Genomic DNA, 25,564 nt, shown 5'->3' on the forward strand with positions numbered 1-25,564 from the left:
TGCTGACCAGACCATGTTGTCGCGCGCACCTGGCGAGTCTGGCAGACGATCCCTGCTGCGTTCCCAAGCTTCATCACTACCCGACGAAAGCATGTGCTGTCGTGCCGCTCCTCGCGCCCGCGCTGAATCGGCGACAACAGGCTTTAACGCGCTGCGAACACCTTGCCAGCCGCTGCCACACGGCGGCATACCGCAGCCACCGGACGGGCGGATAACGTCATCACCGGTACGCAGCCGTCGACACCGAAGCTCTCTCCCTTCGCATTCGGCGGCGCGGCCGGCCCCTCTTCGGGCGATTCTCGCCCTCCACGCACGCAGCCGGTCTGGCTGCGTGCGCTTCCCGCACCATCGTCCTCAGGCTGCCTGCGCCACCCGCGCCTGGCGCCGCGCGCGCACCGCCTGCGCCAGCCGCTCCAGCACCTGCACGGAATGGTCCCAGTCGATGCAGCCATCGGTGATGCTCTGCCCGTAGACCAGCGGCTGGCCCGCCACCAGATCCTGGCGGCCGCCGTGCAGGTGGCTCTCGATCATCGCGCCGACGATGCGGGTCTGCCCGGCCTCGAGCTGGCGTGCGATGTCCTCGATCACCTTGGGCTGGTTGTCCGGGTTCTTGCCACTGTTGGCGTGGCTGGCGTCGACCATCAGCCGCGCCGGCAGGCCCGCCTTCTCCAGCACCTGCGCCGCCGCAGCGACGCTGTCGGCGTCGTAGTTGGGCTGGGTGCCGCCGCGCAGGATCACGTGGCAGTCGGGGTTGCCGGCAGTGGCCGCCACCGCGGTCTGCCCGTCCTTGGTCACCGCCAGGAAATGGTGCGGATGCGAGGCCGCGCCGACGGCATCGACGGCGATCTTGACGTCGCCGCTGGTGCCGTTCTTGAACCCCACCGGGCACGACAGGCCCGAGGCCATCTCGCGGTGCACCTGGCTCTCAGTGGTGCGCGCGCCGATCGCCCCCCAGGCCACCAGGTCGGCGATGTACTGCGGCGAGATGATGTCGAGGAATTCCACACCGGCCGGCAGGCCGAGGCGGTTGATGTCGCGCAGCAGGCCGCGCGCCAGGCGCAGGCCCTTGTTGATGTCGAAGCTGCCGTCGAGATTGGGATCGTTGATCAGGCCCTTCCAGCCGACCGTGGTGCGCGGCTTCTCGAAGTACACGCGCATCACGATCTCCAGCGCATCGCCGTAGGTGTCGCGCAGCGGGCGCAGGCGTTGCGCGTACTCCATCGCCGCGACCGGGTCGTGGATCGAGCAGGGGCCGATCACCACTGCCAGGCGGTCGTCGCGGCCGTGCAGGATCTCGTGCAGCGCCGCGCGCGAGGCGGCGACGGTCTGCGAGGCCTCCTCGTCGCAGGGCAGCAGCGCCAGCAACTGGGAGGGCGGGGTCAGCGGTTCGATCTTGCGGATGCGCAGATCGTCGGTGTGGGGGGCCATGTGCATGTCTCGTCGGGGGGCTGTGGGGGGCCAGATCCGGCGGCATGAAAAAAGCCGCCAGGTTCGCTGGCGGCTTTCGGGATTGCGGCTGAAGTTGCCTTCAGGGTGAACGCGATCCTTCCTCCGCCAGCGGCATCGGAAAACCGTAGTACCAAAAATAAAAGCTGCGGCAGGAAGCGTTCATGGGACGTAGTGATAGCACAGGGTTTGCGGCAGCGCCACAGTTGCTGATGCAACGAACGTGGGATTGGGGAGTGGGGATTCGGGATTGGAAAAAGCGGGTCAACGCGGCGGGAAGGCTATGAGGTCGCCGTCATCGAATAGGAGCGGTTGATTCATGCGTTCTTGCGTGGCGCTGCGCGCTCCGGACCCTCACCCCAACCCCTCTCCCGACGGGAGAGGGGCTAACGCGCTTCCCTTCTCCCACCGGGAGAAGGTGCCCCGAAGGGGCGGATGAGGGTGCGGCAGCAAGCGATCCATCTCCACAAGCGCACGCCTCTGGGTTCTTGCGCGGCGCTGCGCGCTCCGGACCCTCACCCCAACCCCTCTCCCGGTGGGAGAGGGGCTAACGCGCTTCCCTTCTCCCACCGGGAGAAGGTGCCCCGCAGGGGCGGATGAGGGTGCGGGAGCTAGCGATCCATCTCCACAAGCGCACGCCTCTGGGTTCTTGCGCGGCGCTGCGCGCTCCGGACCCTCACCCCAACCCTTCTCCCGATGGGAGAGGGGCTAACGCGCTTCCCTTCTCCCGCCGGGAGAAGGTGCCCCGCAGGGGCGGATGAGGATGCGGCAGCAAGCGATCCATCTCCACAAGCGCACGCCTCTGGGTTCTTGCGCGGCGCTGCGCGCTCCGGACCCTCACCCCGACCCCTCTCCCGATGGGAGAGGGGCTAGTAGCGCGCTTTCCTTGCCGCATGTTGCGCATGCATCGGATCGGCTTCAACGCTGACCAAGCCCCATCCCGAATCCCCAATCCCCAATCCCGGCTTTTCAGAAATCCAACACATATTCCGCCGCCACCTCGCGGCCGATCGCGTCGTAGAGGGTGGTGTTGTAGAACTGGTAGCCGTAGTAGCGCTCCTTGTTGTCGTAGCCGACGGTGTCGAGCACGTTGTTGACGTACAGATTGATCTTCATCTTCGGGGCGATGCGGTAGCCGGCGGTGAGGTTCCAGTACAGCGCCGGGCCGACGCGGCCGAAGTAGCGCGTGGTGCTCTCGCCGAAATGGCGGTTGCCGCTGTCGGTGACGCGGCAGGCGTCGGAAGGGCTGGGCTGGTAGCCGTCGTCGAAGCGGGTGCAGGTGCCCCAGTTCACCGCCTGGGTGGAGCCGAAGCGCTTGACGTAGACGGTCAGGTCCAGCGGACCGCCGTTCTCCCAGTGCACGCTGCCGCGCAGCTTGCTGCGGATCTTCTGGTCGCGCAGGTTCTTGTCGTCGTCGGTGCGGTAGGTCTGCTCGTGGTAGCCGATCAGGTTGTTGTAATCCAGGGCGAAACTGAAGTTGCCCCAGCGCGCGGTGTTCAGGCGGTACTTCAGCGAGGCATCGACGCCGGACACGTGCATCTGCGCGATGTTGATCGGCCCTTGCTCGATGCCGGTGACGCGGCCGGCGGCGTCGCGCGACACGCGCGAAAGGATGCGCGCGCAGTATTCGGCGCCGCCGGGATTGACCCACACGCCACCGGCGGTGGTCAGGCCGGTGCGGCAGCCGGCTTCGGCGCTGAGCACCTCGTCGCGGTTGAGGTCCTTGATCATGTCCTGCAGGCGGATCCGGTAGTAGTCCGCGGTCAGCGACAGGCCCTCGGCGATGTCCCAGACGAAGCCGGCGGTGAGCGAGCGGCCGTGCTCCGATTCCAGGTCCGGGGTGCCGCGGCGGTTGACCTGCATCAGGTAGAACACGTCGCTGTTCTCGGCGCTGCAGCCACCGGTGAGGTAGTAGCCCTTCTGGATGCAGCGGTACTGGTCGATCACGGTCTGCTGGGTCGAACTGGGTTCGCCGAGCACGTAGTGCATGTCCGGGGCGCGGAAACTGGTGGCGACGCTGCCGCGCAGCAGCAGCGTGCTCAGCGGCCGCCATTCCAGGCCGGCGCTCCAGGTGGTGTCGCGCTGCGTGCCGATGGCCGCGCCGAGGTCGCTGCCGTAGGCGCGGTAGTCGCCGTAGCGGTCGTGGCGCGCGGCCAGGCTGGCATTGACCGAGGACAGCAGCGGCACGTCGAACTCGATGCCGCCGGAGTAGCGCAGGCGCTCGCCGCCGCCGTAGTCGACCACGTCCAGCGGATAGCAGGTGTTGGCACAGGGATCGGGCGCCAGCCGATAGCCCTGCTTGGCCACTTCGCCGACCGCGGCGAACTTGATCGGCCCGGCCCAGCCCTGCAGCAGTTCGCCGGTGATGTTGGCGCTGGCCTGGTTGACCCAGGAATCGGCGCGATTGTGCGCCTTCACCGCCAGGTCGTCGTACTGCGCGCCGGTCAGCGGCTGGTACCAGCGCGCTTCGTTCAGATCGTAGATCGGGATGCCGCTGGCGGTGCTGCCCAGCTGCGGGCCGAGGAAGTAGGCGGTGGCCTTCTGCGTGTCCACGGTGCGCACGTACTCGTCGACGGTGTAGCGCGCACGGCCCACCGCCACTTCCCAGTCGAAGCGGTCGGCGAGGCGGCCCTTGAGGCCGGCGCTCAGGTCCCAGGACAGTTCCTTGGTGGTGTTGGCCAGGTTCTTCCAGCCGCCGGATTCGAAGCGGGTCAGTTGCCGAATCGCATACAGGTCGCGGTCGCTGCCGGTGTCGTGGAACGGGCCGAGGTAGACGTAGGGCGGGTCGTAAGTCCAGTAGCCGAGGCTCTTGGTCGTGGACAGCGTGCTCCAGGCCTGCACGCCGTTGTCGAAGTCGAAGGTGCCGTACAGATAGGCCGAGCCGCTGTCGCCACCGCTGGCGGCCAGCCAGTCGGCGTAGTCGTGGGCCATGCCGCAGTAGCCGCCGAGGTTGCGCACGGTGTCGCTGTTGTAGTCGTAGCTCAGCCGCTGCGCATCGACGAACTGGCCGCCGAAGCGCGCGCAGGTGCCGGCGGGCGGCGCCAGGCGCGTGTTGTCGCCGGCATCGACCAGGCTCAGCCCGGTGGAAGGATTGAAGCCGTACTTGCGCGCCTGCGCGGTCCAGTTGCTGTAGGACTCGTCGTCCTGGTCGTCCATCTTCGGCCGCTCGCCGACCGAGAGCGGGTCGCGCCGGGTCCACTGCAGCGCGTAGGTCAGGTTCCACTTGTCGCCGCTATGCCCGCCGACCCAGGACAGGTCGACCACGTCGCGTCCGCCGGCGGTGGCGGTGCCGCCGCGCAGGCGCACCTGGTTGCCTTCGTAGCCCTGCTTGAGGATCACGTTGATGACGCCGGCAACCGCATCCGAGCCGTAGATCGCCGAGGCGCCGCCGGTGAGGATCTCGATGCGCTCCACCGCCGCGGAGGGGATGTTGGCGTAGTTGGCGAAGTTGCTTTCGCCGGCGTAGGGCTGCGGGTAGTCGGCGACGCGATGGCCATTGACCAGCAGCAGGGTGCGCCCGGGACCGAGGTCGCGCAGGCTCACCGGCGAGGCGTTGGGCGTGTGCGAGCCGTACTTGGTGTCGGCCTCGACGCTACCCTGCTGGTTGAGCGTGCTGAGCACGTCGTAGACGGTGAGGAAGCCTTCCTGCTGGATCTGCTGCGCGCTGATCGTCAGCACCGGCTCGGCGCCCTCCACGTCCGAGCGCTTGATCCGCGAACCGGTGACCACGACCTGGCCCAGGTCGGTGGCGGTGGCCTTGGAAGAGGTGGTGTCGGTGGCCTCGCTTTGCGCGCGAGCATCAGGCGCGCCGTGCAGCGCCAGCACGATGCCGAACGCGAGGGTGGTGAATGGGCGAAGTGGCATGCAATGTCCCCGGCGGCGGATGGGAGCAGCGCCGTGCGCGCACGACGTGCGGTGTCCCCTTCGCTGCGCCGCGCCCACGGCCATGCCACGCCGCATGCCGCAGGCACGCGCCACTTTGCGCCGGCCGCGGCGCACAGAAGAAGACGAACATGCGGGCGTGCAGATCCCCCTGGGCGCCCGTACGTCCTAACCTGCATGCCGCCGAAAACCCTGTCAACACGCGGCCACCCCGCGCATGTAGACGATTGCGCGTTGTGCGCGATTCACCGCGCAGCGCGTCGATTCTCGCCGTATCGCCATCGTAGGCGGTCACAGCAGCAGCACTGGCCGAAACGCTGGTGAGCGACGACGTGCTGCTCCCGCATCGCGATCGCGTGCCCCTCTCCCGTCGGGAGAGGGGTTGGGGTGAGGGTTCGGCGCGCAGCGTCTCGCAGTGCCTGGGGTGCATGGCGCGACGCCCGCATCTCGTCCCTCCCATCCGGCACTGTCGCCCGGCACGCCTGTGCCGCGCCTCGGTCGGGGAGATCGCACGAGCGCAGCTGCAGGCAGCTTCTTCCAATGACGCACTTTTTGCTGCGGCTAGCGGACACGCCGCTGTCCTCGCAGGAGCGGCTTCAGCCGCGACGCGGCGTTACCGGTAATGCCCGTCGGCTGAAGCCGCTCCTACAACACTGCTTCCCGCCTCTGCCAAAGTGCTCTACAGACGCTCGCCAAGCAGGTTCTGCCGCGGCACGGCCAGCGGATGCACCGCGTCGTTGACCAGGGCGCACGAACGCGCGGACGCGCGCATCGGCATGCCGCCATGACGACCCACAAAAAAAGAGCCCCGCATCGCTGCGGGGCTCCTTTCGACTGCGTGGAACAGGTCGGCCGAAGCCGGCTGGATCAGAAATCCATGCCGCCCATGCCGCCCATGCCGCCACCCATGCCGCCCGGGGCGGCCGGCTCTTCCTTCTTCGGGGCCTCGGCCACCATCGCTTCGGTGGTGATCATCAGGCCGGCGATCGAAGCGGCGTTCTGCAGCGCCGAACGGGTCACCTTGGTCGGATCCAGGATGCCGAACTCGACCATGTCGCCGAACTCGCCGTTGGCGGCGTTGTAGCCGAAGTTGCCGCTGCCTTCCTTGACCTTGTTGAGGATCACGGACGGCTCTTCGCCGGCGTTGGTGACGATCTCGCGCAGCGGCGCTTCCATCGCGCGCAGCGCGATCTGGATGCCGTGGGTCTGATCTTCATTGGCGCCCTTCAGCTCGCCGATCGCGGTCAGCGCGCGCACCAGGGCCACGCCGCCGCCCGGGACCACGCCTTCTTCCACCGCCGCACGGGTCGCGTGCAGGGCGTCTTCGACGCGCGCCTTCTTTTCCTTCATCTCGATCTCGGTCGAGGCACCGACCTTGATCACCGCCACGCCGCCGGCCAGCTTGGCCACGCGCTCCTGCAGCTTCTCGCGGTCGTAGTCCGAGGAGGTCTCCTCGATCTGCGCCTTGATCTGCTTGATGCGCGACTCGATCGCCGTGGTGTCGCCGGCGCCGTCGATGATGGTGGTGTTCTCCTTGGAGACCTGCACCTTCTTGGCGCGGCCCAGGTCCTTGATGGTCGCCTTCTCCAGCGCCAGGCCCACTTCCTCGGAGATCACGGTGCCGCCGGTCAGCACGGCCATGTCTTCCAGCATCGCCTTGCGACGGTCGCCGAAGCCCGGGGCCTTGACCGCCACGACCTTGACGATGCCGCGGATGGTGTTGACCACCAGGGTCGCCAGCGCCTCGCCTTCCACTTCCTCGGCGACGATCAGCAGCGGCTTGCCGGCCTTGGCCACGCCTTCCAGCACCGGCAGCAGGTCACGCACGTTGGAGATCTTCTTGTCGTGCAGCAGGATGAACGGGTCGTCCAGGTCGGCCTGCTGGCTCTGCTGGTTGTTGATGAAGTACGGCGACAGGTAGCCGCGGTCGAACTGCATGCCCTCGACCACGTCCAGCTCGTTGTCCAGGCCCGAACCTTCCTCGACCGTGATCACGCCTTCCTTGCCGACCTTCTTCATCGCGTCGGCGATGATGTTGCCGATCGACTCGTCGGAGTTGGCCGAGATGGTGCCGACCTGGGCGATGGCCTTGTCGTCGGCGGTGGGCTTGCTGATCTTCTTCAGCTCGGCCACGGCGGCCACGACGGCCTTGTCGATGCCGCGCTTGAGGTCCATCGGGTTCATGCCGGCGGCGACCGCCTTGGAACCTTCGCGGATCAGCGCCTGCGCCAGCACGGTGGCGGTGGTGGTGCCGTCGCCGGCGTTGTCGGAGGTCTTGGACGCGACTTCCTTCACCATCTGCGCGCCCATGTTCTCGAACTTGTCGGCCAGTTCGATTTCCTTGGCGACGGAGACGCCGTCCTTGGTGATGGTCGGGGCGCCGAAGCTCTTCTCGAGCACGACGTTGCGGCCCTTCGGGCCCAGGGTGGCCTTGACGGCATTGGCGAGGATGTTGACGCCGCGCACCATGCGCGAACGAGCGTCTTCACCGAAACGGATATCTTTGGCAGCCATGTGTATTGCTCCGGGATTCGTGATTGGGGATTAGGGATTCGCTAGAGCGGGGATTCGTGTCTGAGATCCTGGGTCGCGCGGCGCCGAGCGCCTTGCCAATCCCGAATCTCGACTCCCGAATCCCGCGATCGGCGGCGCTTCTTAGCCGACGATCGCCAGGACGTCGTCTTCGCGCAGCACCTTGTACTCGACGCCTTCGGCCTTGTAGCTGGAACCGGCGTACTGGCCGTAGATGACCTTGTCGCCGACCTTGAGCGCCGGGGCGCGCACGCTGCCGTTGTCCAGCGGCTTGCCGGCGCCGACGGCCACGACTTCGCCCTTGGTGGACTTTTCCTTGGCCGAATCCGGGATCACGATGCCGCCGGCGGAGATTTCGTCGGCTTCGATCGGCTTGACTACGACGCGGTCGTGAAGCGGCTTGATGCTCATTGAGTGAGACCTCTTAAGTGATTGATTGGTCTAGGAAAGGCCGGCGATATTAGCACTCGCCCATGACGACTGCTAGCAACGCTCGCGAAAAAACCCGGTAACGCCGGGATGCGCCTGATGTAGTGCCGTGGCAGGCCCTTTCAAGGGCTGGAGGCAAAAAATTTTTGCCGGCAACGTGCATTCGGTGCCAAGCAGTGACCGAAGCCCGTCACATTGTCACAGAGGCAGGCTAGGCTGGCCGCGGACCCAGGGGGGGGATCCGTCACCAAAAGGAGTTGTCGATGAAGCCATCCGCCGTTGCGCTGCCGCTGGCCTGCCTGCTCGCCCTTGTCGGGCCGGCCCAGGCCGCCGTATTCATCAATGAATTGCATTACGACGATGCCACCGCCGCCGGCGACACCGGCGAGGGCGTGGAGATCGTCGCCACCGCCGGGGAGAGCCTGAGCGGCTACCGCGTCTACCTGTACAACGGCAGCAACCCCGGCTCGGCCACCGTCTACGCCAACAGCGCGGTGCCGGCCGGCAACCTGGTCAGCTGCGGCGGGCAGGTGCGCATCGCCACCGTCGGCTATGCCAGCAACGGCATCCAGAACGGGCCCAACGACGGCCTGGCGCTGGTCGACGGCAACGGCAAGGTGGTGCAGTTCCTCAGCTACGAAGGCAGCATCACCGGCGGCGGCGGCCCTGCCGCGGGCATGACCAGCCAGAACCTGCCGGTCAGCGAGAGCAACAGCACCCCGGCCGGCACCTCGCTGCAGCTGCGCGGCAACGGCAGCGCCGCAGCCGACTTCAGCTGGACGGACAGCGCCACCAGCACCTTCGGCGCCTGTAACAACGGCCAGACCTTCGCCGGCGGCGGCGGCGGCAACGCCGCGCCGACGGTGACCGCCACCACCCCGACCCAGGGCGCCACCGACTTCCCCGCCGCCGGCGACCTGGCGGTGACCTTCAGCGAAGCGGTGAGCCTGGCCAGCGGCGCGTTCGGCCTGAGCTGCCAGCAGTCCGGCAGCGTGGCGCTGACCTACCCCGGCAGCGGCACCCAATTCGCGCTGTCCACCAACACCGCGCTGAAGGCCGGCGAGAGCTGCACCCTGAGCATCGTCGCCGCACGCGTGAGCGATGCCGACGGCGCGCATCCGGCGCAGGACCGCAGCGTCGCGTTCAACGTCGCCAACGGGTCCGGCGGCGGCGGCGGCAGCGGTGCCGGCACCTATTATTCGCGGGTTAACACCTCCAGCCCCAGCCAGCTGCGCTGCTCGCTGCACGAGACGATCAAGGGCCACACCGCCTATCCGTACAGCAGCAGCTCCGGCACCGACACCTGGGCCATCCTGGAGATCGCCGACGAGGATCCGAACAACAGCCAGCGCGTGCTCGACGCCTACCGCAACCGCAGCTACGCCAAGGGCACCGACCGCGCCGGCAGCGGCAGCGGCCTGAAGTACAACCGCGAGCACAGCTGGCCGAACTCGCTGGGCTTCGGCACTTCCACCGGCGACAAGGGCCTGCCCTACGCGCCGTACACCGACACCCACATGCTGTACCTGACCGACGCCACCTGGAACGCCGACCGCGGCAACAAGCCCTATGCCAAGTGCGACAGCAACTGCGGCGAGCGCGCCACCGAGGCCAACGCCGGCTTCGGCGGCGGCAGCGGCCGCTACCCGGGCAATTCCAACTGGGTGCGCACCCCGGACGGCAACGGCGGCACCTTCGAGGTGTGGGACCACCGCAAGGGCGACATGGCACGTGCGGTGATGTACATGGCGATCCGCTATGAAGGCGGGACCGATGCCAAGACCGGGCAGTCCGAGCCGGACCTGGAGCTGACCGACGACCGCAGCAAGATCGTCAAGACCTCGTCCTCGCCGGCCTACATGGGCCTGCTGTCGACCCTGATCGCGTGGAGCCAGCAGGATCCGCCGGACGATGCCGAGCGCGCCCGCAACGAGGTGATCTACAGCTTCCAGGGCAACCGCAATCCGTTCATCGACCACCCGGAGTGGGCGACCTCGTCGCTGTTCACCTCGGCCAAGCCGGCCAGCTGCCAGTTGCTCAACTGAGCCGTGTTGCCTCGCCCGCTGCATTTGCAGCGGGCGGGGATTTGGGATTCGGGATTGGGGATTCGCGGCGGCCGGCCACGGCCGGGCGCCGCCAAAGCGGGCCGGCATCCCTATACTGTCGGCCGCATGTCCGCGCCCGCCCTCCGCTTGCTGCTCAGCACCTGCCCCGATCCGGCCAGCGCCGCGCGGATCGCCCAGGCGCTGGTCGACGAACGCCTGGCCGCCTGCGTCAGCCGCCTGCCCGGCGTGCAGTCCACCTACCGCTGGCAAGGCGAGGTGGAGCAAGGCGAGGAAGTGCTGCTGCTGATCAAGACCGCCGCCGACCGGCTGCCCGCGTTGCGGCAGCGGCTGTGCGCGTTGCACCCCTACGAGGTCCCCGAACTGGTCGAACTCGAGGTCGCCGGCGGCCTGCCGGCCTACCTGCAATGGGTGCATGCCGAAACCCGTGAGGAACCGTAAGCCGATGACCCTGCTGCACCGCCTCGCCGCCCTGTGCCTGCTGGCCGTGGCCGCCTTCCCCGCCCTGGCGATCAGCGAAAAGGACTTGCTGCCGGTGGACCAGGCCTTCGCGCTGAGCGCGCAGGCGCCCGAGCGCGGCCGCATCGCGCTGCATTGGGACATCGCCAAGGGCTATTACCTGTACCGGCACCGCATCGCGGTCAAGGTGATCGGCGGCTTCAAGCCCAACCCGACCCTGCAGCTGCCGGCCGGCCACAAGAAGACCGACCCGTACTTCGGCGAGGTGGAGACCTACCGCGACGCGTTGAACGCGGTGCAGAGCGGCATCGCCGACCCCGGCACCGACCGCGTGCAGTTGGAGGTGCGCTACCAGGGCTGCGCCGATGCCGGCGTGTGCTACCCGCCGCAGAAACGCCTGCTCGAGGTGACCCTGCCGGCCGCCACCGCCGCTGCCGATCCCACGCCGGCGCCGCCGGCCGCGATGGGCGGGCTGCCGGGCAATGGCCTGGGCGCGAGCACTGGCGCCAAGCCGCTGTTCGGCGCCGGCGCCGGCGCGGTGCAGGGCCTGCCGCTGCCCTCGGACCAGGCTTTCCACTTCGAAGCCATCGTCGGCGATGGCAATACGCTGCTGCTGCGCTTCACCCCGGCACCCGGCTATTACCTGTATCGCGACCGCACCGCGCTGGCGCTGGAAGGCGCGCCCGGCATCCGTACCGGCATGCCGCGCTGGCCGCAGGGCAGCTCGCACCAGGACGAGCACTTCGGCAACGTGGTGGTGTACTTCGACCAGACCGAGGTCACCGTGCCGCTGCAGCGCCAGCGCGCCGACGCCACCGCCGCGACCCTGGTGGCGACCTTCCAGGGCTGCCAGACCGACGGCATCTGCTACCCGCCGATGACCCGGCGGGTGAAGCTGGCGCTGCCCAAGGGCAGCGTCACGCCCGCCGACCAGGCCGAGGTCAGCCCGCTGCTGGTGACGCCGCTGGACAGCCGCCAGGCCGACGCCAACGACGCGGCCGCCGCCACGGCCGCCAACGCCCTGCCGGCGACGCCGGACGCCTCGGCGCACAACGCCGCGCGCAGCGCCGCACCGCCGCCGGCCACGCAGAACCTGCTGTGGATCCTTCTGCTGGCGCTCGGCGGCGGCCTGCTGCTGAACCTGCTGCCGTGCGTGCTGCCGATCCTGTCGCTGAAGGTGCTGGGCCTGGCGCAGAGCGGCGAGAGCCGCGGCCGTGCCCGCAGCCATGCGCTGTGGTACACGCTGGGCGTGCTCGTCTCCTTCGCCGTGGTCGGCGGCATCGCCGTGGCCGCGCGCCTGCTGTGGGGCTTCCAGTTGCAGCGCCCGGGCTTCGTCGCGGTGCTGGTGTATCTGATGTTCGTGGTCGGGCTGAGCCTGTCGGGCGTGTTCACCCTCAGCGCCAACCTCGGCGGCGTCGGCCAGTCGCTGTCCACGCGCAGCGGCCCGGTCGGCGACTTCTTCACCGGCGTGCTGGCCTGCGTGGTCTCCAGCGCCTGCATCGGCCCGTTCATGGGCCCGGCCCTGGGCTATGCGCTGACCGCACCGCCGGCGATGGCGATGCTGGTGTTCCTGACCCTGGGCCTGGGCCTGGCGCTGCCGTTCCTGCTGATCGGCTTCGTGCCGTCGCTGGCCAAGCGCCTGCCCAGGCCCGGCGCCTGGATGGAGACGCTCAAGCAGGTGCTCGCGTTCCCGATGTACCTGAGCGCGATCTGGCTGCTGTGGGTGCTGGGCAAGCAGCGCGGCGTGGACGCGGTGGCGCTGCTGCTGGTCGGCGCCACCCTGCTGGCGCTGGGCCTGTGGTGGTTCGAGCGCGCGCGCTGGCGCGACCACAAGACCGGCATGCGCCTGGCCGCCGTGCTGCTGCTAGCCGCGCTGGTGCCGGCGTGGAGCGTGACCCGGCTGCCGCCGCCCGGCGCCAGCGTCGAGCGCAACACCGTGGCCTATTCGCCGCAGATGCTCGACCGCCTGCGCACCGACAACCGCGTGGTGTTCGTCAACATGACCGCCGACTGGTGCGTCACCTGCAAGGCCAACGAGCGCAACGTGTTCGACAGCGATGCGTTCCGCGACACCATCAAGCGGGTGGACGCGGTGTACATGAAGGGCGACTGGACCAACGAGGATCCGCGCATCAGCGCCTTCCTCGCCGAGCACAAGGCGGTGGGCGTGCCGCTGTACGTGGTCTACGGCCCCGGCGCGCCGCCGACGGTGCTGCCGCCGGTGCTGAGCCAGGCGGTGGTCGAGGACGCCCTGCTGCGCGCGGCGCGATGACACCCGGCACCGCGCGCCTGCTGGCGGTCGCCGCGGTGGCGGCGGTGCTCGGCGTGGCGGCGGCGCACTGGTGGGAACGGCGGACGCCGGCTGTGGCCGTGGCCTCGGTGTCCTCCGCCACGGCCAGCGGCCATGCTGCGGCGGCCCCGGTTGCCGCAGCGCGCCCGGGCGACCTCGCCCCGGCGCTGCGCCTGCCCACGCTCGACGGCGGCCAACTGACCCTGGCGCAGTTCCGCGGCCGACCGCTGCTGGTCAACGTGTGGGCGAGCTGGTGCGAGCCCTGCGTGCGCGAAATGCCGGAACTGGACCGGCTGGCCCGCGCGCAGCCGGCCGACGGCCTGCAGGTGCTCGGCATCGCCCTGGACCGCGCCGAGGACGTGCGCGCCTTCCTGCAGCGAGTGCCGATCGGCTACCCGATCGCCCTGGAGACCCCGGGCCCGGCCGACGCCAGCGTGCGCCTGGGCGACACCCAGGGCCTGCTGCCGTACAGCGTGCTGATCGACGCCGACGGCCGCATCGTCAAGCAGAAGCTCGGCCCGTTCGCGCCGGGCGAAGTCGAGGGCTGGGCGGGCGGCGCCGCGCAGCCCTCGCGTTAGCCGATGGCCGCACCCGCCGGTGCGCGCTCTTGTGGGAGCGACTTCAGGGCACCTCTAATAACTCACGTTGCCGCGACTCAAACGAACATGTCGTGCCACCTTCGTAGGAGCGGCTTCAGCCGCGACGGGCCTTCCCGGGAAAGCCCGTCGTGGCTGAAGCCGCTCCTACAGGAGGGCTCGCGTAGTCATCAAAGGTGTCCTTCAGTCGCGACGAAGCAGTCCCGATAACGCCTCGTCGCGGCTAGGCCGCTCCTACACGCGCCTTTCAGAAGTATGCGGAGGCTGCCCTGCAGTCGCGACGCGATGCCAGGTCACGCCCGTCGCGATCGAAGTCGCTCCCCCAGAGGCTTGCGGCGAACCCGCCGGGTGCACTGTGGGAGGGACTTCAGTCCCGACGCATGGCGCCATCGGAAAGCACCCCACTTCGCGCGTCGCGGCTGCATGGCGGTCGACGCCCACACCACCTCCACGCCGCACTGGATCAGCCCGCTACAACGCCTGCCGCTGCCGCGCATCGCTAGCACCCTCATCGGCAGTCCGCGCCTGCGCCAGCGCCGCCAGCTCCTCGGCCAGGCGCTGCGCGGCGGTACGCAGCTCCGGCACCGCGGTGATCTCCCACAGGCCGCCGCGCAGCAGCGGGCCCAAGCAGTACAGGCCGGCGACCGGCTGGCCGCCGGCGTCGCGCACCCGCAGCCGCGGATCGACCGCCAACCCCAGGCCCAGCGGATCGGCCTGCAGCAGGCCGGCCTCGCGCATCGCCGCGACCAGCGGATGGCTGGTGCGGGCGACGTCGGTATCCAGCCCGGTGGCGCGGATCAGCACGTCGAACTGTTCGGTACGCGCGCCGCGGTCGGCGCGGTCGCGGATCACCGCCTCCACGGCATCGTCGCCCAGGCGCGCACGCAGCAGGCGCCCGGCGCGGATCCGCAACTGTCCTTGCTGCTGCATCTGCGCCAGTGCGGTGGCCGCGGCCGGCGCCAGGCGGTGCCGCGCCACTTCCCAGTACGGCCGCAGATGGCGCAGGAAACGCGCGCGCGCCGCCGGCGCCAGGCCGCTCCAGAACGGCTGCAGGTACGGACGCAGCGCATCCACCACGCAGCGCCAGTCCTCCACCACCGTGGTCAGCTGGCGCAGGCTGCGCACCAGGCCGCGCAGGTCGTGGCTGCGCAGCGCCTGCACGACGCTGGGCGGCAGGCTCACCGGCGCGCCCGGCTGTGGCAGATGCGCCTGCGGCGCCAGGCCACGCCGCGACAAGGCGGTGATCGCGCCGCGGTGGCCGCGCCGGCGCAGGGTCAAGGCCACGTCGGCCATGGTCAGGCCGGTGCCGACCAGCAGCAGCCGCGCCTGCGGCGGCACCGTGTCGAGCACGCCGTCCTGCCACGGCCAGCCGATGTAGCGCCGGTGCACCGCCAGGCGCGGGCCGATGCCCGGCAACGCCGCCGGCGGCAGCGCGCCGATCGCCAGCACCACCACGTCGCTGGCGAAGTCCTCGCCGTTGGCCAGGAACACGCGGAAGCCCTGCGGATCGCGCTCCAGCGCCACTGCCTCCTGCGCCAGCGGCACCACCTCGGTCGCCGACTCCGCCAGCGCGGCGGCCAGGTGCTGTTCCAGGTACTGGCCGTACTGCAGCCGCGGCAGGAACGCCATGCCCTGCGCGGCGTCCAGGTGCAGCGCCGCGGCGAACCCGCCCGGATCCTGCGGATCCACGCCCAGGTCCTTGGCGCGCACGTTCAACAGGTGCTCCGGCCGCGCCGCGCCATAGGCGACGCCGCGGCCGAAGGTGTCGGCCATGCCGACCAGGGTGACGTGGCTGGCGATGCCCTGCCTGGCCAGCGCCGCGGCCAGCACGTTGCCGCAGAATCCTGCGCCGATGATCGCAATTCGCATGGCTGGCACCTTGGCCGCTCGGGGCATCCTTTGTGCCCCGGATGCGACGCACGGGTGTAAATCGCCGGTTAATGCGTGCGCTGCGCGGCATGGCGATCGGGCATCAGCACATGGGCGATGCCCATGAGCAGGTCTGGGCCACCGGCGCGCGGACCCGCCGATCCGCCACGGCCCCCGTCTCGCTAGCGCGCCGGCGGGCGCTCCACCAGGCCGGGCGCATCGGCGACGAAGCTGTCCAGCACGCCATCGGCGACCTTGACCGGACCGCCGAAGCGAGTCGCGCCGGGGATGGAAGGGATCGCCGCGGCCTGCGCGGCAAGCTGCCCGGCCGTGGCGAAGGCCTGCGCGGCCGCCGGATCGCCAGCCAGCGCCTGGTTCAGTCCGTCCACGCTCAGGCGCAGCGCGCGGCCCCACAGCGCGGTCGCGTCCAGCCATGGCGCCGCCTCGGCCACGAACGCGCCGGTGGCGGCACCGGCACGGATGCGCTGCGGTGCCGCCGCCAGGTCGTCGGCCGCCTGGCCCAGCGCGGCCAGCGCCGCGGCGCGGGCGGCCGGATCGCCGTCGGCCAGTGCGTCGCGGGTGGCGTCGATCAGCGCCTTGAGTCGCGGCGCCTGCGGCTGCCAGGGCAGATGGCCGAAGGTCGGGGCCAGGTGCTGGGTGTCGAAGAAGGTCAGCAGCGCGTCGGCCACCTGCGCATCGCCGCCGGCCAGGTCGCGCGCGGCCGCGCGCCAGGTGCGGGGCGCGTCGTAGCCGCGGTCGTTCCAGGCGAAGGCCAGCACCCCGGCCACCGCCGGCCGACTGGCCACTTCCTGGTTCATCGGGTTGGCGACGATGCCGCTCAGCTCCGCCGACAACCCGGCCTGGCGGCGGTCGTACGGCGCCAGCAGCAGGCGCCCGGCGGTCTCGGCGAAGTCGTTGACCGGATAGTTGTCCCACAGCAGCGTCTTGCGCCCGAACGCCTTGGTCGCGTTCTTCGCATCGCTCACCGAGATCGACGCCGGGACCACGTCGGTGCCGGTCCACTGCACCACCACGCGCGGATCCAGCGCCTGCCGCAGCGTCGCCTTGTACGGCGACTCGGTGACGTTGTAGTACTCGGTCGGCACCATGATCAGCGCGCCGTGGCCGGCCGCGGCGATGTCCGCCTGCACCGCGTTGAGCAGCTGCGCCTGCGCGGTGGCCGCGGCCTGCTCGCTGGCGGCGCCGAACGCGGTGGCGTCGCCGGGGCAGTTCCACTCGGTGTATTCGATGTCGTCGAAGGCGATGTAGAAGCTGCGCACGCCGCGTGCGCGCAGCGCGGCGAACTTGCGCCGGATCGCCTGCAGGTCGGCCGCATCGCTGTAGCAGATCGACGGCCCCGGCGAGAGCGCATAGACGAAGTTGATGTGCTCGCGGTTGGCGACCGCGGCCAGCCGGCCCAGCGCCGCCAGCGTGGCGGCCGGGTACGGGGCGCGCCAGCGGTCGCGCGCGAACACGTCGTCCTTGGGGCTGTAGATATAGGTGTTGGCCTTGAAGCGCGCCAGGAACGCCAGGTGCGCAGCGCGCTCGGCCATGCTCCACGGCTTGCCGTAGAAGCCCTCGATCGTGCCGCGCACCGGCATCGCCGGCGCGTCGGTCACCGCCACCGAGGCGACGCGCCCGTGCGCGACCAGCTGCCGCAAGGTCTGCGCCGCGTGGTACAGCCCAGCGCCGTCGCGGCCGGCCAGCACGATCAGCGTGCCGCGGCCGCGGGCCATGCTGCCCAGCGCATAGCCTTCCGCGCGCTCGGGCACGTCCAGGTCGATGGCGGCCAGCGCGTCGCGCACCGGCGCCGCGTCGACGGTGCCGAGCACCACCGACACCGCTTGCGGGTCGCGCGGCAGCGCGCTGGCGCGGCGGATGCGGGAGACCCCGGCGTCGCGCAGCACCGTGCGCACCAGCGCGTCGGTGGCCGGGTCGGGCGTGCCGGCCTGCACCAGCACCACCGAGGACCCCAGCGGCAGTTCCGGCCCGAGCAGGCGCAAGGCGGTCGGCGCCGGGTACACCGCCGGCAGGGTCGCCGGCGCCGCCGCCACTGCGACTGCGGGGGTGGCCATCGCCCCGGCCAGCAGCGCAAGCGCCAGGATGGAGTAGCCAAGGCCGCAACGGCCAGCGCGGTCGGTTCGCATGCGCCCACTCCTGATTGGTCTTTCAGTGATTTTCAAATGGTATATACCACTTCCAGGAGCGTCGCCGCGCTCCCGTGGCGACATCTGAAATGCCGCCGTCCCATGCTGCGGCGACACTTGCGCGGCGCGCGCAGGATGCGACATAAACGTAGGCGCCAGCGCGCGCCGTCCAGCGCCGCCGACGCCAATCAGGCCCGCCGCATGCGCACTGCGGCCCGGCGGCAAAATCAAACAGTTGTTTAAAACACCCGCAACTTCGCCGAACTGGACAGCAATGCCGGCTTCGCGCAGACTGCCGCCCTTTCCGCTGCTTTGTTCCCGATGGCGCGACTGTTGCTGCTGCACGGCCCCAACCTCAACCTGCTCGGCACCCGCGAGCCGGGCGTGTACGGCCATGCCACCCTGGCGCAGATCGACGCCGCGCTGCAGGCCCAAGCCAGCGCCGCCGGCCACCAGCTGGACAGCCTGCAGTCCAACGCCGAGCACGTGCTGGTGGAGCGGGTGCAGGCCGCGCGCGGCGACGGGACCGCCTTCATCCTGATCAACCCGGCCGCCTTCACCCATACCTCGGTGGCGCTGCGCGACGCGCTGGCGGCGGTGGCGATCCCGTTCATCGAGATCCACCTGTCCAACCCGCACAGCCGCGAGCCGTTCCGCCACCACAGCTACTTCAGCGACCACGCGGTCGGCGTGGTCTGCGGCTTCGGTGCCGACAGCTACCGCTACGCGATGGACGCGGCGCTGACCCGGCTGGGGGCGGCCGCATGAGCCGCGCCCACGCACGACCGGCACCGCACACCCCCGTCTGAGTCCCCGGGCCGCGCGCCCGGTCTTTTTCAAAGTCACTTCACGAGGCCGTTATGGATCTCCGCAAAATCAAGAAACTGATCGACCTGCTGGAAGAATCGAATCTCGCCGAGATCGAGATCAAAGAAGGCGAGGAAAGCGTGCGCCTGGCGCGCACCCCCAAGGGCATGACCGCCAGCGCGCCGCAGTACCTGGCCGCCGCCCCCGTGGCCGCGCCGGCCGCCGCCGCGCCGATGCCGATGAGCTCGCCCACCGAGGCCTCCACCGGCGGCAGCGCCAAGCCCGGCAACGCCCTGCCCGAGGGCCACGTGCTGCGCGCGCCGATGGTCGGCACCTTCTACACCTCGCCGTCCCCGGACAAGCCCGCCTTCGTCAGCGTCGGCCAGTCGGTCAAGGCCGGCGAGACCCTGGCGATCATCGAGGCGATGAAGATGTTCAACCCGATCGAAGCCGACGTCTCCGGCACCATCGTCGCGATCCTGGGCGAAAGCGGCCAGCCGGTGGAGTTCGACCAGCCGTTGTTCGTGATTGGCTGAGACGCCGGGATTGGGGAATCGTGATTCGGGATTCGCAACAGCGGCCTCACGAGCGCCTGGACGTCTGGCGCGACGCGATGGCGCTGGTGGAAGCGACCTACCGGCTCACTCAGGATTTCCCGGATGCCGAGCGCTTCGGACTGACAGCCCAGATGCGGCGCGCCGCGATCAGTATTCCCTCCAACATCGCCGAGGGCGCCGCGCGGCGCTCCACCGCCGAGTACCTGCGCTATCTGTCGATGGCGCGGGGTTCGCTGGCCGAGTTGGATACGCAACTGCAGATCGCGACACGGCTGCAATTCTGTGCGACCGACGCGGCAACCCATGATCTCTTGAACCGCACGTTCTCCAGGCTCAACGCATTGATCCGCACGCTGGACGATTCGCGACACCTGCGCGATGCCGGCGCCCTTTACGAATCCCCAATCTCGAATCCCGAATCCCATGCTCGATAAAGTCGTCATCGCCAATCGCGGCGAAATCGCGCTGCGCATCCTGCGCGCGTGCCATACGCTCGGCATCCGCACGGTCGCGGTGCATTCCACCGTGGACCGCAACCTCAAGCACGTGGCCATGGCCGACGAGTCGGTGTGCATCGGCCCGGCGCCCTCCTCGGAGAGCTACCTCAACATCCCGGCGCTGATCGCCGCGGCCGAGGTCACCGACGCCCAGGCCATCCACCCCGGCTACGGCTTCCTGTCGGAGAACGCCGACTTCGCCGAGCGCGTGGAACAGTCCGGCTTCATCTTCATCGGGCCCAAGGCCGACACCATCCGCCTGATGGGCGACAAGGTCGAGGCGATCCGCGCGATGAAGGCCGCCGGCGTGCCGTGCGTGCCCGGCTCGGGCGGCCCGCTGGGCGAGGACATCGTCGCCAACACCAAGATCGCCCGCGAGATCGGCTATCCGGTGATCATCAAGGCCGCCGGCGGCGGCGGCGGCCGCGGCATGCGCGTGGTGCATTCGGAGGCCGCGCTGAAGGCCGCCATCGAGACCACCAAGTCCGAGGCCAAGGCCGCTTTCAGCAACGACCAGGTGTACATGGAGAAGTTCCTGGAGAACCCGCGCCACGTGGAGATCCAGGTGCTGGCCGACGGCCAGGGCAACGCCATCCACCTGGGCGAGCGCGACTGCTCGATGCAGCGCCGCCACCAGAAGGTGGTGGAGGAAGCGCCGGCGCCGGGCATCACCGAGGAACTGCGCAACGAGATCGGCAAGGTCTGCGTGGACGCCTGCATCCGCATCGGCTACCGCGGTGCCGGCACCTTCGAGTTCCTGTTCGAGAACGGGCGCTTCTACTTCATCGAAATGAACACGCGCATCCAGGTGGAGCACCCGGTCACCGAGCGCATCACCGGCATCGACCTGGTCTGCGAGCAGTTGCGCATCGCCGCCGGGCACAAGCTCAGCATCAAGCAGAAGGACATCGTGTTGCGCGGCCATGCGATCGAGTGCCGCATCAACGCCGAGGACCCGGAAACCTTCATGCCCAACCCGGGCCTGATCACCGGCTTCCACCCGCCCGGCGGCCCCGGCGTGCGCGTGGATACGCACATCTACAGCGGCTACAAGGTGCCGCCGAACTACGACTCGATGATCGGCAAGCTGATCGTGCACGGCCCCGACCGCGAGACCGCGATCGCGCGCATGCGCGTGGCGCTGAGCGAGATGGTGGTGGACGGCATCAAGACCAACATCCCGCTGCAGCAGCGGATCATGCGCGACAAGGGCTTCCAGGCCGGCGGCCAGAACATCCACTACCTGGAAAAGCGCCTGGCCGAACGCAAGAACAAGTCGATCGCGTTGTAGGAACGGCTGGGATTCGAGATTCGGGATTTGGGATTCGCTAGAGCCGGCTTCGGATCGATGCCGGCAGGCGCAAAGGGCGCGGCTTCGATGGACCCATGGTCCTGCCGGGCTTCGGGTCGCAGATGCGCCCAGACGCACCTGAAAGATCCGGATCTGGATCCGCTTTTGCGAATCCCGACCTCCCCAATCCCGAATCCCGGCTACTTCGTCTGCGTCCCCGTCACCGGCTCCACGCCCAGGCTCGAGGTCGGGCTGACGATCATCACCGTCTCGGTGGAGCCGTCCGGCCAGACGATCTGGAAGGTGCTGCCCGGGGCCAGGGTGGAGAACGGCATGCCGCTGTTGGCGCGGTAGATCGCCGCCACCTGCGCGGCGCCGGCGCGGCGCACGTCCGGCGCGGAGTGTGCCGTGGTCAGTTCGACCTTGGACAGGCCGCGGTAGCGCTGTTCGGCGGTGTCGATCAGCAGCAGGCCCGCCGCCGCCGCCGAATAGGCGACGAAGGCCAGGACCCAGAACCAGAATTTGGCGCCATGCAGCCATCGCCGGTAATTCATGAGCCTGCTCCCGTGGTGTCCACCAGTCGGTTGACCATGTCGTTCATCGTGTCCGTGCCTTGCCGCGGAACCGCGGCGTCATAAACAAAACTGCTGAAATCCTGGCTGGGGTCGCGCGAGCAGATCCCGCCGTTGGCGCAATAGCGGGTCATCAGCTCGCTGTCCGGGCCGCAATCCAATCCCAGCCTGCAGGCGGCCAACTGCCAGGCCAATTCGGAAAACTGGGTGCCGGCCACGCCGCCGTCCATGCCGTCGTCGCCGCTGGCGGCCAGGCCCATCGCCGGCGCCAGCGCCACGTAGGCATCGGGATCGCCCGAGGCGCGCACCCGCGCGACCAGATCGCGCTTGTACTCGGCGCCGGCATGCAACGGCTGGCCCAGCGCCAGCAGCGCCGCTTCGGCGGCCAGGTTGCCGCCGCGCGCGGCCTGCACGCGCTGGGCGACGATGGCCTGGCGGGTCAGGCCGTCGCCGGGCAAGAACCCGGCGCAACGGCGGCCGACGCGGGCACGCGCCTGCACCATCTGCGCCGAGGTCGGCAGGCGGGCGTCGGCGATCGCGCGGGTATCGGCGCCGTAGCCGACAGGGTCCATCGCGTAACCGGCGCAGTAGTCGTAGATGCGGCTGAGCCGCCAGGACGCCTCGGGATCGCCGTGCGCGGCGGCGATCGACAGCTGCTGCGCGGCGCGGTAGAGATCGGCGCCGCGTTCGCCCTCGGCGTCTGCACGCGGGCGCATCGGCGCCGAGGACGGCACGGGCGCGGTGGCAGGCGCGGCGGGCGCAGGGGCGGCAGCGGACGCCACCGCAGTCGACGGCGCGGCCACCACTGGTGCAGCCGGCAGCGACAGCGCGCGATAGGCGACCACGCCCAGCAACAGCGCGGCGGGCGCCAGCAACAGCCAGGTTGGACGGGACACGACGGGCATGCGCGAGAGAGCCGGACAACGGGCAGAAGCGCAGCCGGACCCCCTGTCGCCCGGTGCTGCGAGCCGGCAGTCTACCCCAGGCCGCGGCCATGGCATGCGCCAAATGGCGCCGCAGCACGGACGCGCGGACCGGCGGCACGGACGAACGGCACGACGCGCCAGCACAGGCCGCATCCAGCGCGAGGTCCGCCGCCCGTCTAAGATGCGCCCTTCCCCCCATTGCCCACCGACCGATGCCGTTCCTCGAACTGACCCTGCGCTGCACCGACGCCACCCAGCCCCGCTACGAGACTGCGTTGGAGGATGTCGGCGCGCTGGCGGTGACCCTGCTCGATGCCGACGCCGACACCAGCAACGAACGCGCGATCCTGGAGCCGGGTGTGGGCGAGACACCGCTGTGGGGCACGCTGGTGCTCACCGCGCTGTTCCCCGAGGAACAGGACGCGCTGGTGCTGCTGGCCGCGCTGGAAGCGTTCGACCCCGGGCTGGACTGGACCCAGGCCACGTTCCGCAAGGTCGACGACCAGGATTGGGAGCGGGCCTGGCTGGACCAGTTCCAGCCGATGCGCTTCGGCACGCGTACCTTCATCGTGCCGTGGAATCACGACCTGCCGGAGGACGCCAGCGGCGCCGACGCCGCGGTGGTACGCCTGGACCCGGGCTTGGCGTTCGGCTCCGGCACCCACCCGACCACGGCGCTGTGCCTGCGCTGGCTGGACGCGCTGGCCACCGACGGCGTCCTGGCGCAGGCGCGCGTGCTCGATTTCGGCTGCGGTTCGGGGATCCTGGCACTGGCCGCACTGAAGCTGGGCGCCGCCGCCGCGGTGGGCGTGGACAACGATCCGCAGGCGCTGCTGGCCAGCCACGACAACGCCGAGCGCAACGCCGTGGGCGAGCGCCTGGCGGTGTACCTGCCCGCCGACGAACCGGCGGCCACCTATCCGGTGGTGGTGGCCAACATCCTCGCCTCGGCGCTGGACGCGCTGGCACCGACCCTGGCCGCGCGCGTGGCGCCGGGCGGGCGCATCGCCCTGTCCGGCATCCTGCACGGCCAGGAACAGGAACTGCTGCAGCGCTACGCGCCGTGGTTCACCCAGCTGCGCACCGAGCAGGACGGCGACTGGATGCGCATCGACGGCGTGCGTCGCGCCTGATTCCGCCACACCCGATCCGACCCGCCACCGCACCCGGCGCCGACCGGCCCGCGGCAGCGGCAGCGGGTAGGCACATGGACCGGACCTGCACGCCCTGCAAATTAGCTCTTGATTAATTATCGTAAAAAGATAATTATCGCTGCGTAGCGCACCGACGCGGAGGCAGCATGATGCGGCATCAGGGGAAAGAGGACGGCGGAGCAACACCCGCGGCAGGCGACGCGCTTGCTCGCCGGGGAAGGGTGTTCTTCGCCATCGCGTGTGCCGTGATGGCGCTGATGGCGGCAACCGCCGCACTTCAGGTGCTCTTGCTGCTTTTCCGTGTCGGGGACCACGCCGGCATGCTGCATGGCGGGTTCGCCTTCATCCTGACGCAGGCGCATGATGGCGCGATGCCGGCCGGTTTCGTGGCGATCTCACGCTATGCAGGTTGGCAGTCCGCCTTGGCGGCTGCGCTGCTGACGTTGCGTCTGATTCCGGGTCTAGTGATCCTGTCCGGGCTGATCGGTCTGTTCCGTCTTTATGCCCGACACCTGATTTTCACCGCCGCCAATGAAGCGCTGGTGCGTCGGATCGCATGGGCGCTCATCGCCTATGCCCTCGTCCCGCTCATGACCCATGCCGCGCTCTATGCCGCCGACATGAGCCCGGTCGCCATCAAGCTGGAACTCCGCCAGCTCGACGCGGCGGTCCTTGGCATCCTGCTGTTCGCGTTCGTGAACGTCGTCGCCGTCGGTGCAGAGATCGAACGCGACCGTGCCGGGTTCTTTTGATGCCGATCGTCATCCGGCTCGACGTCATGCTTGCGAAGCGGAAGATGCGGTCGAAAGATCTGGCGCGTGCGATCGGCGCGACCGAGGCCAACCTGTCGCTGTTCAAATCGGGGAAGGTCAAAGGACTGCGCTTCGAGACACTGGAAGCGATATGTCGGGAGCTGGACTGCCAGCCCGGCGACCTTCTCGAATACGATCCGGACACGCCGTCGCCCCCCTGATCAGCCGCGCTCAGCGCGCCCTCGCCCCCTCAATGATGGAGAAGCCCATGCGTCCGATGTCGGCGCTCGTCGCCTCGTGCCTGTTGCTCAGCCCCCATGCCGAATCCTCCGTGCCGCTGACCCCGGCGGGGAACGGCCATTTGGTCGTGCCTGCCTTCGTCAACGGCAAGGGGACCGTGCCCTTCATCCTCGACACCGGGGCTGACGGAACACATGTCTATCAGTGGTTCGCCAAGCAGCAGGCGTTGGAACCGGGCCTGCCCATCAGCGTGGAGGGCATGACCGGAGCGGCGATGATGCCGACCTATCGACTCGACAGCCTCACGGTCGATGGCCGCACGATGCGCAACCTCGAGGCCACCGGCTTGCCGGATCGCAAGGATGCCGAGATCGCGGCGGGGGTGACGGGCAACGACCTGATGGACGGTGCGATCGCAATCTTCGACTTCCCGTGCCGCGAAGTCTCGCTGCGCCCCAAACCCGTCTCGATGCGCCGCATCCTCACCAAGGATGCAGTGATGCTCCAGGGCGGGACCGTCGTCGACGGAACGCAACTGACGCTGCCTGTCACCGTCAACGGCGTGGCGGGAATCGCCGTGCTCGACACGGGTTCGCGCGGGACGCAGATCAATCCGGCGTTCGCACGTGCCGCGCATCTCGATGTGGATGGCCCGTCTTTCCGGCGCGGGGAGACGCTCTATGGCGCGGCATCGGAGGCAAGGGAAACGCGCGAAGGCGAGGTCGACGCGGTGGCATTCGCAGGTCGCCGCGTGGACCGTCTCACCGTTCGCGTGGCCGATCTGCCAGTGTTCAAAAGCTTCGGGTTTGGCCAGGAGCCGGCGATGATCCTGGGCATCAACGCGATGATGGGGCAGCGCCTGGTCTACGACCACCAGGCAAAGCGGTTCTGGTTCGATCGCTCGCGCTGCGAGGCACCTGAATAAGCCAGCACCACCCCGCGGCGCATGGTCGACGCTTTGCGCGATTGGGCGCGTGGAACGGGAAAACGGGAAAGCGTCGGGGGCCGCAGAGGGCGGGCTCGCGACGAAGACAGTATCGCTAACATTAAGCCAA

20 protein-coding genes are annotated in these 25,564 nt (G+C 69.4%); 12 read left to right on the forward strand and 8 right to left on the reverse strand.

Going from position 1 to position 25,564, the window contains the following annotated elements; translation table 11 throughout:
- Nucleotides 1-354: 354 nt before the first annotated feature.
- The 4 genes from GGR66_RS17930 to GGR66_RS17945 all read right to left on the reverse strand — a co-directional run bounded on the left by GGR66_RS17930 (nt 355) and on the right by GGR66_RS17945 (nt 8,271).
- Entirely contained in the window at nt 355-1,428 is a 1,074-nt protein-coding gene (locus GGR66_RS17930; protein WP_160966527.1) for a 3-deoxy-7-phosphoheptulonate synthase, read from the reverse strand.
- Nucleotides 1,429-2,415: 987 nt separating this feature from the next.
- Complete coding sequence (locus GGR66_RS17935) at nt 2,416-5,310, reverse strand: TonB-dependent receptor (RefSeq protein WP_255421770.1); 2,895 nt, start codon at nt 5,308-5,310, stop codon at nt 2,416-2,418.
- An 885-nt stretch (nt 5,311-6,195) separates the two neighbouring features.
- The gene (gene groL, locus GGR66_RS17940; protein ID WP_184449565.1) at nt 6,196-7,842 is read right to left on the reverse strand and encodes a chaperonin GroEL; all 1,647 of its coding nucleotides are present in this window, start codon (nt 7,840-7,842) and stop codon (nt 6,196-6,198) included.
- 141 nt (nt 7,843-7,983) lie between these two features.
- On the reverse strand, nt 7,984-8,271 hold the full coding sequence (locus GGR66_RS17945) for a co-chaperone GroES (protein ID WP_010340979.1): 288 nt from the start codon (nt 8,269-8,271) through the stop codon (nt 7,984-7,986).
- A 281-nt stretch (nt 8,272-8,552) separates the two neighbouring features.
- On the opposite strand from GGR66_RS17945, the gene GGR66_RS17950 reads away from it, so the two are divergent.
- The 4 genes from GGR66_RS17950 to GGR66_RS17965 all read left to right on the forward strand — a co-directional run bounded on the left by GGR66_RS17950 (nt 8,553) and on the right by GGR66_RS17965 (nt 13,679).
- Complete coding sequence (locus tag GGR66_RS17950; protein WP_184449567.1) at nt 8,553-10,334, forward strand: endonuclease; 1,782 nt, start codon at nt 8,553-8,555, stop codon at nt 10,332-10,334.
- Between the two features lie 126 nt (nt 10,335-10,460).
- The gene (gene cutA / locus GGR66_RS17955) at nt 10,461-10,793 is read left to right on the forward strand and encodes a divalent-cation tolerance protein CutA (RefSeq protein ID WP_160966521.1); all 333 of its coding nucleotides are present in this window, start codon (nt 10,461-10,463) and stop codon (nt 10,791-10,793) included.
- Nucleotides 10,794-10,797: 4 nt separating this feature from the next.
- Nucleotides 10,798-13,083, forward strand: coding sequence for a protein-disulfide reductase DsbD (locus GGR66_RS17960; protein ID WP_184449569.1), 2,286 nt, complete (start codon nt 10,798-10,800; stop codon nt 13,081-13,083).
- Complete coding sequence (locus GGR66_RS17965) at nt 13,080-13,679, forward strand: TlpA disulfide reductase family protein (protein WP_184449571.1); 600 nt, start codon at nt 13,080-13,082, stop codon at nt 13,677-13,679. The genes GGR66_RS17960 and GGR66_RS17965 overlap by 4 nt, the downstream gene beginning before the upstream one ends.
- Before the next feature lie 489 nt (nt 13,680-14,168).
- Here the strand turns inward: GGR66_RS17965 and GGR66_RS17970 are convergent, their stop codons facing one another.
- Both GGR66_RS17970 and GGR66_RS17975 read right to left on the reverse strand, forming a co-directional pair.
- Nucleotides 14,169-15,566, reverse strand: a complete 1,398-nt coding sequence (locus tag GGR66_RS17970) for an FAD/NAD(P)-binding protein (protein WP_184449573.1) — start codon at nt 15,564-15,566, stop codon at nt 14,169-14,171.
- 182 nt (nt 15,567-15,748) lie between these two features.
- Nucleotides 15,749-17,641, reverse strand: coding sequence for a beta-N-acetylglucosaminidase domain-containing protein (locus tag GGR66_RS17975; protein ID WP_255421787.1), 1,893 nt, complete (start codon nt 17,639-17,641; stop codon nt 15,749-15,751).
- Nucleotides 17,642-18,034: 393 nt separating this feature from the next.
- Here GGR66_RS17975 and aroQ point away from each other — a divergent pair, with 393 nt between their 5' ends.
- From aroQ to accC, 4 genes are all read left to right on the forward strand, one after another.
- Nucleotides 18,035-18,481, forward strand: coding sequence for a type II 3-dehydroquinate dehydratase (gene aroQ / locus GGR66_RS17980; protein ID WP_184449577.1), 447 nt, complete (start codon nt 18,035-18,037; stop codon nt 18,479-18,481).
- A gap of 92 nt (nt 18,482-18,573) precedes the next feature.
- Nucleotides 18,574-19,056, forward strand: a complete 483-nt coding sequence (gene accB, locus GGR66_RS17985) for an acetyl-CoA carboxylase biotin carboxyl carrier protein (protein WP_160966509.1) — start codon at nt 18,574-18,576, stop codon at nt 19,054-19,056.
- 20 nt (nt 19,057-19,076) lie between these two features.
- Nucleotides 19,077-19,511, forward strand: a complete 435-nt coding sequence (locus tag GGR66_RS17990; protein WP_160966507.1) for a four helix bundle protein — start codon at nt 19,077-19,079, stop codon at nt 19,509-19,511.
- Nucleotides 19,501-20,865: an acetyl-CoA carboxylase biotin carboxylase subunit gene (accC, locus tag GGR66_RS17995; protein ID WP_048489337.1), complete on the forward strand. Its 1,365-nt coding sequence runs from the start codon at nt 19,501-19,503 to the stop codon at nt 20,863-20,865. The genes GGR66_RS17990 and accC overlap by 11 nt, the downstream gene beginning before the upstream one ends.
- A gap of 200 nt (nt 20,866-21,065) precedes the next feature.
- Here the strand turns inward: accC and GGR66_RS18000 are convergent, their stop codons facing one another.
- Both GGR66_RS18000 and GGR66_RS18005 read right to left on the reverse strand, forming a co-directional pair.
- On the reverse strand, nt 21,066-21,419 hold the full coding sequence (locus GGR66_RS18000) for a hypothetical protein (protein WP_184449579.1): 354 nt from the start codon (nt 21,417-21,419) through the stop codon (nt 21,066-21,068).
- Nucleotides 21,416-22,342, reverse strand: a complete 927-nt coding sequence (locus GGR66_RS18005; RefSeq protein ID WP_160966503.1) for a hypothetical protein — start codon at nt 22,340-22,342, stop codon at nt 21,416-21,418. Before GGR66_RS18005 ends, GGR66_RS18000 begins: the two co-directional genes overlap by 4 nt.
- Before the next feature lie 233 nt (nt 22,343-22,575).
- Here GGR66_RS18005 and prmA point away from each other — a divergent pair, with 233 nt between their 5' ends.
- From prmA to GGR66_RS18025, 4 genes are all read left to right on the forward strand, one after another.
- Nucleotides 22,576-23,496, forward strand: coding sequence for a 50S ribosomal protein L11 methyltransferase (gene prmA, locus GGR66_RS18010; protein ID WP_184449581.1), 921 nt, complete (start codon nt 22,576-22,578; stop codon nt 23,494-23,496).
- A 167-nt stretch (nt 23,497-23,663) separates the two neighbouring features.
- Nucleotides 23,664-24,269 (forward strand): hypothetical protein, encoded by a 606-nt coding sequence (locus GGR66_RS18015; RefSeq protein WP_184449583.1) that lies wholly within the window; start codon nt 23,664-23,666, stop codon nt 24,267-24,269.
- Nucleotides 24,269-24,490, forward strand: a complete 222-nt coding sequence (locus tag GGR66_RS18020) for a helix-turn-helix transcriptional regulator (RefSeq protein WP_160966497.1) — start codon at nt 24,269-24,271, stop codon at nt 24,488-24,490. The genes GGR66_RS18015 and GGR66_RS18020 overlap by 1 nt, the downstream gene beginning before the upstream one ends.
- 47 nt (nt 24,491-24,537) lie before the next feature.
- Nucleotides 24,538-25,434, forward strand: coding sequence for a retroviral-like aspartic protease family protein (locus GGR66_RS18025; protein ID WP_184449585.1), 897 nt, complete (start codon nt 24,538-24,540; stop codon nt 25,432-25,434).
- The last annotated feature ends 130 nt before the right edge of the window (nt 25,435-25,564 follow it).

It is taken from the genome of Xanthomonas sp. 3498, from assembly GCF_014199795.1.
GTDB lineage: Bacteria > Pseudomonadota > Gammaproteobacteria > Xanthomonadales > Xanthomonadaceae > Xanthomonas_A > Xanthomonas_A rydalmerensis.

Excerpts from the sequence above, each read along its gene's own strand:
- GGR66_RS18015 (WP_184449583.1), top strand. The coding sequence starts at position 23,664 with ATGATGCGGCATCAGGGGAAAGAGGACGGCGGAGCAACACCCGCGGCA.
- GGR66_RS17970 (WP_184449573.1), bottom strand. The coding sequence starts at position 15,566 with ATGCGAATTGCGATCATCGGCGCAGGATTCTGCGGCAACGTGCTGGCC.
- GGR66_RS17965 (WP_184449571.1), top strand. The coding sequence starts at position 13,080 with ATGACACCCGGCACCGCGCGCCTGCTGGCGGTCGCCGCGGTGGCGGCG.
- GGR66_RS17950 (WP_184449567.1), top strand. The coding sequence starts at position 8,553 with ATGAAGCCATCCGCCGTTGCGCTGCCGCTGGCCTGCCTGCTCGCCCTT.
- accC (WP_048489337.1), top strand. The coding sequence starts at position 19,501 with ATGCTCGATAAAGTCGTCATCGCCAATCGCGGCGAAATCGCGCTGCGC.
- GGR66_RS18020 (WP_160966497.1), top strand. The coding sequence starts at position 24,269 with ATGCCGATCGTCATCCGGCTCGACGTCATGCTTGCGAAGCGGAAGATG.
- cutA (WP_160966521.1), top strand. The coding sequence starts at position 10,461 with ATGTCCGCGCCCGCCCTCCGCTTGCTGCTCAGCACCTGCCCCGATCCG.
- aroQ (WP_184449577.1), top strand. The coding sequence starts at position 18,035 with ATGGCGCGACTGTTGCTGCTGCACGGCCCCAACCTCAACCTGCTCGGC.
- prmA (WP_184449581.1), top strand. The coding sequence starts at position 22,576 with ATGCCGTTCCTCGAACTGACCCTGCGCTGCACCGACGCCACCCAGCCC.
- accB (WP_160966509.1), top strand. The coding sequence starts at position 18,574 with ATGGATCTCCGCAAAATCAAGAAACTGATCGACCTGCTGGAAGAATCG.
- GGR66_RS17960 (WP_184449569.1), top strand. The coding sequence starts at position 10,798 with ATGACCCTGCTGCACCGCCTCGCCGCCCTGTGCCTGCTGGCCGTGGCC.
- GGR66_RS18025 (WP_184449585.1), top strand. The coding sequence starts at position 24,538 with ATGCGTCCGATGTCGGCGCTCGTCGCCTCGTGCCTGTTGCTCAGCCCC.
- GGR66_RS17975 (WP_255421787.1), bottom strand. The coding sequence starts at position 17,641 with ATGGCCACCCCCGCAGTCGCAGTGGCGGCGGCGCCGGCGACCCTGCCG.
- GGR66_RS17930 (WP_160966527.1), bottom strand. The coding sequence starts at position 1,428 with ATGGCCCCCCACACCGACGATCTGCGCATCCGCAAGATCGAACCGCTG.
- GGR66_RS18000 (WP_184449579.1), bottom strand. The coding sequence starts at position 21,419 with ATGAATTACCGGCGATGGCTGCATGGCGCCAAATTCTGGTTCTGGGTC.
- GGR66_RS18005 (WP_160966503.1), bottom strand. The coding sequence starts at position 22,342 with ATGCCCGTCGTGTCCCGTCCAACCTGGCTGTTGCTGGCGCCCGCCGCG.
- groL (WP_184449565.1), bottom strand. The coding sequence starts at position 7,842 with ATGGCTGCCAAAGATATCCGTTTCGGTGAAGACGCTCGTTCGCGCATG.
- GGR66_RS17935 (WP_255421770.1), bottom strand. The coding sequence starts at position 5,310 with ATGCCACTTCGCCCATTCACCACCCTCGCGTTCGGCATCGTGCTGGCG.
- GGR66_RS17945 (WP_010340979.1), bottom strand. The coding sequence starts at position 8,271 with ATGAGCATCAAGCCGCTTCACGACCGCGTCGTAGTCAAGCCGATCGAA.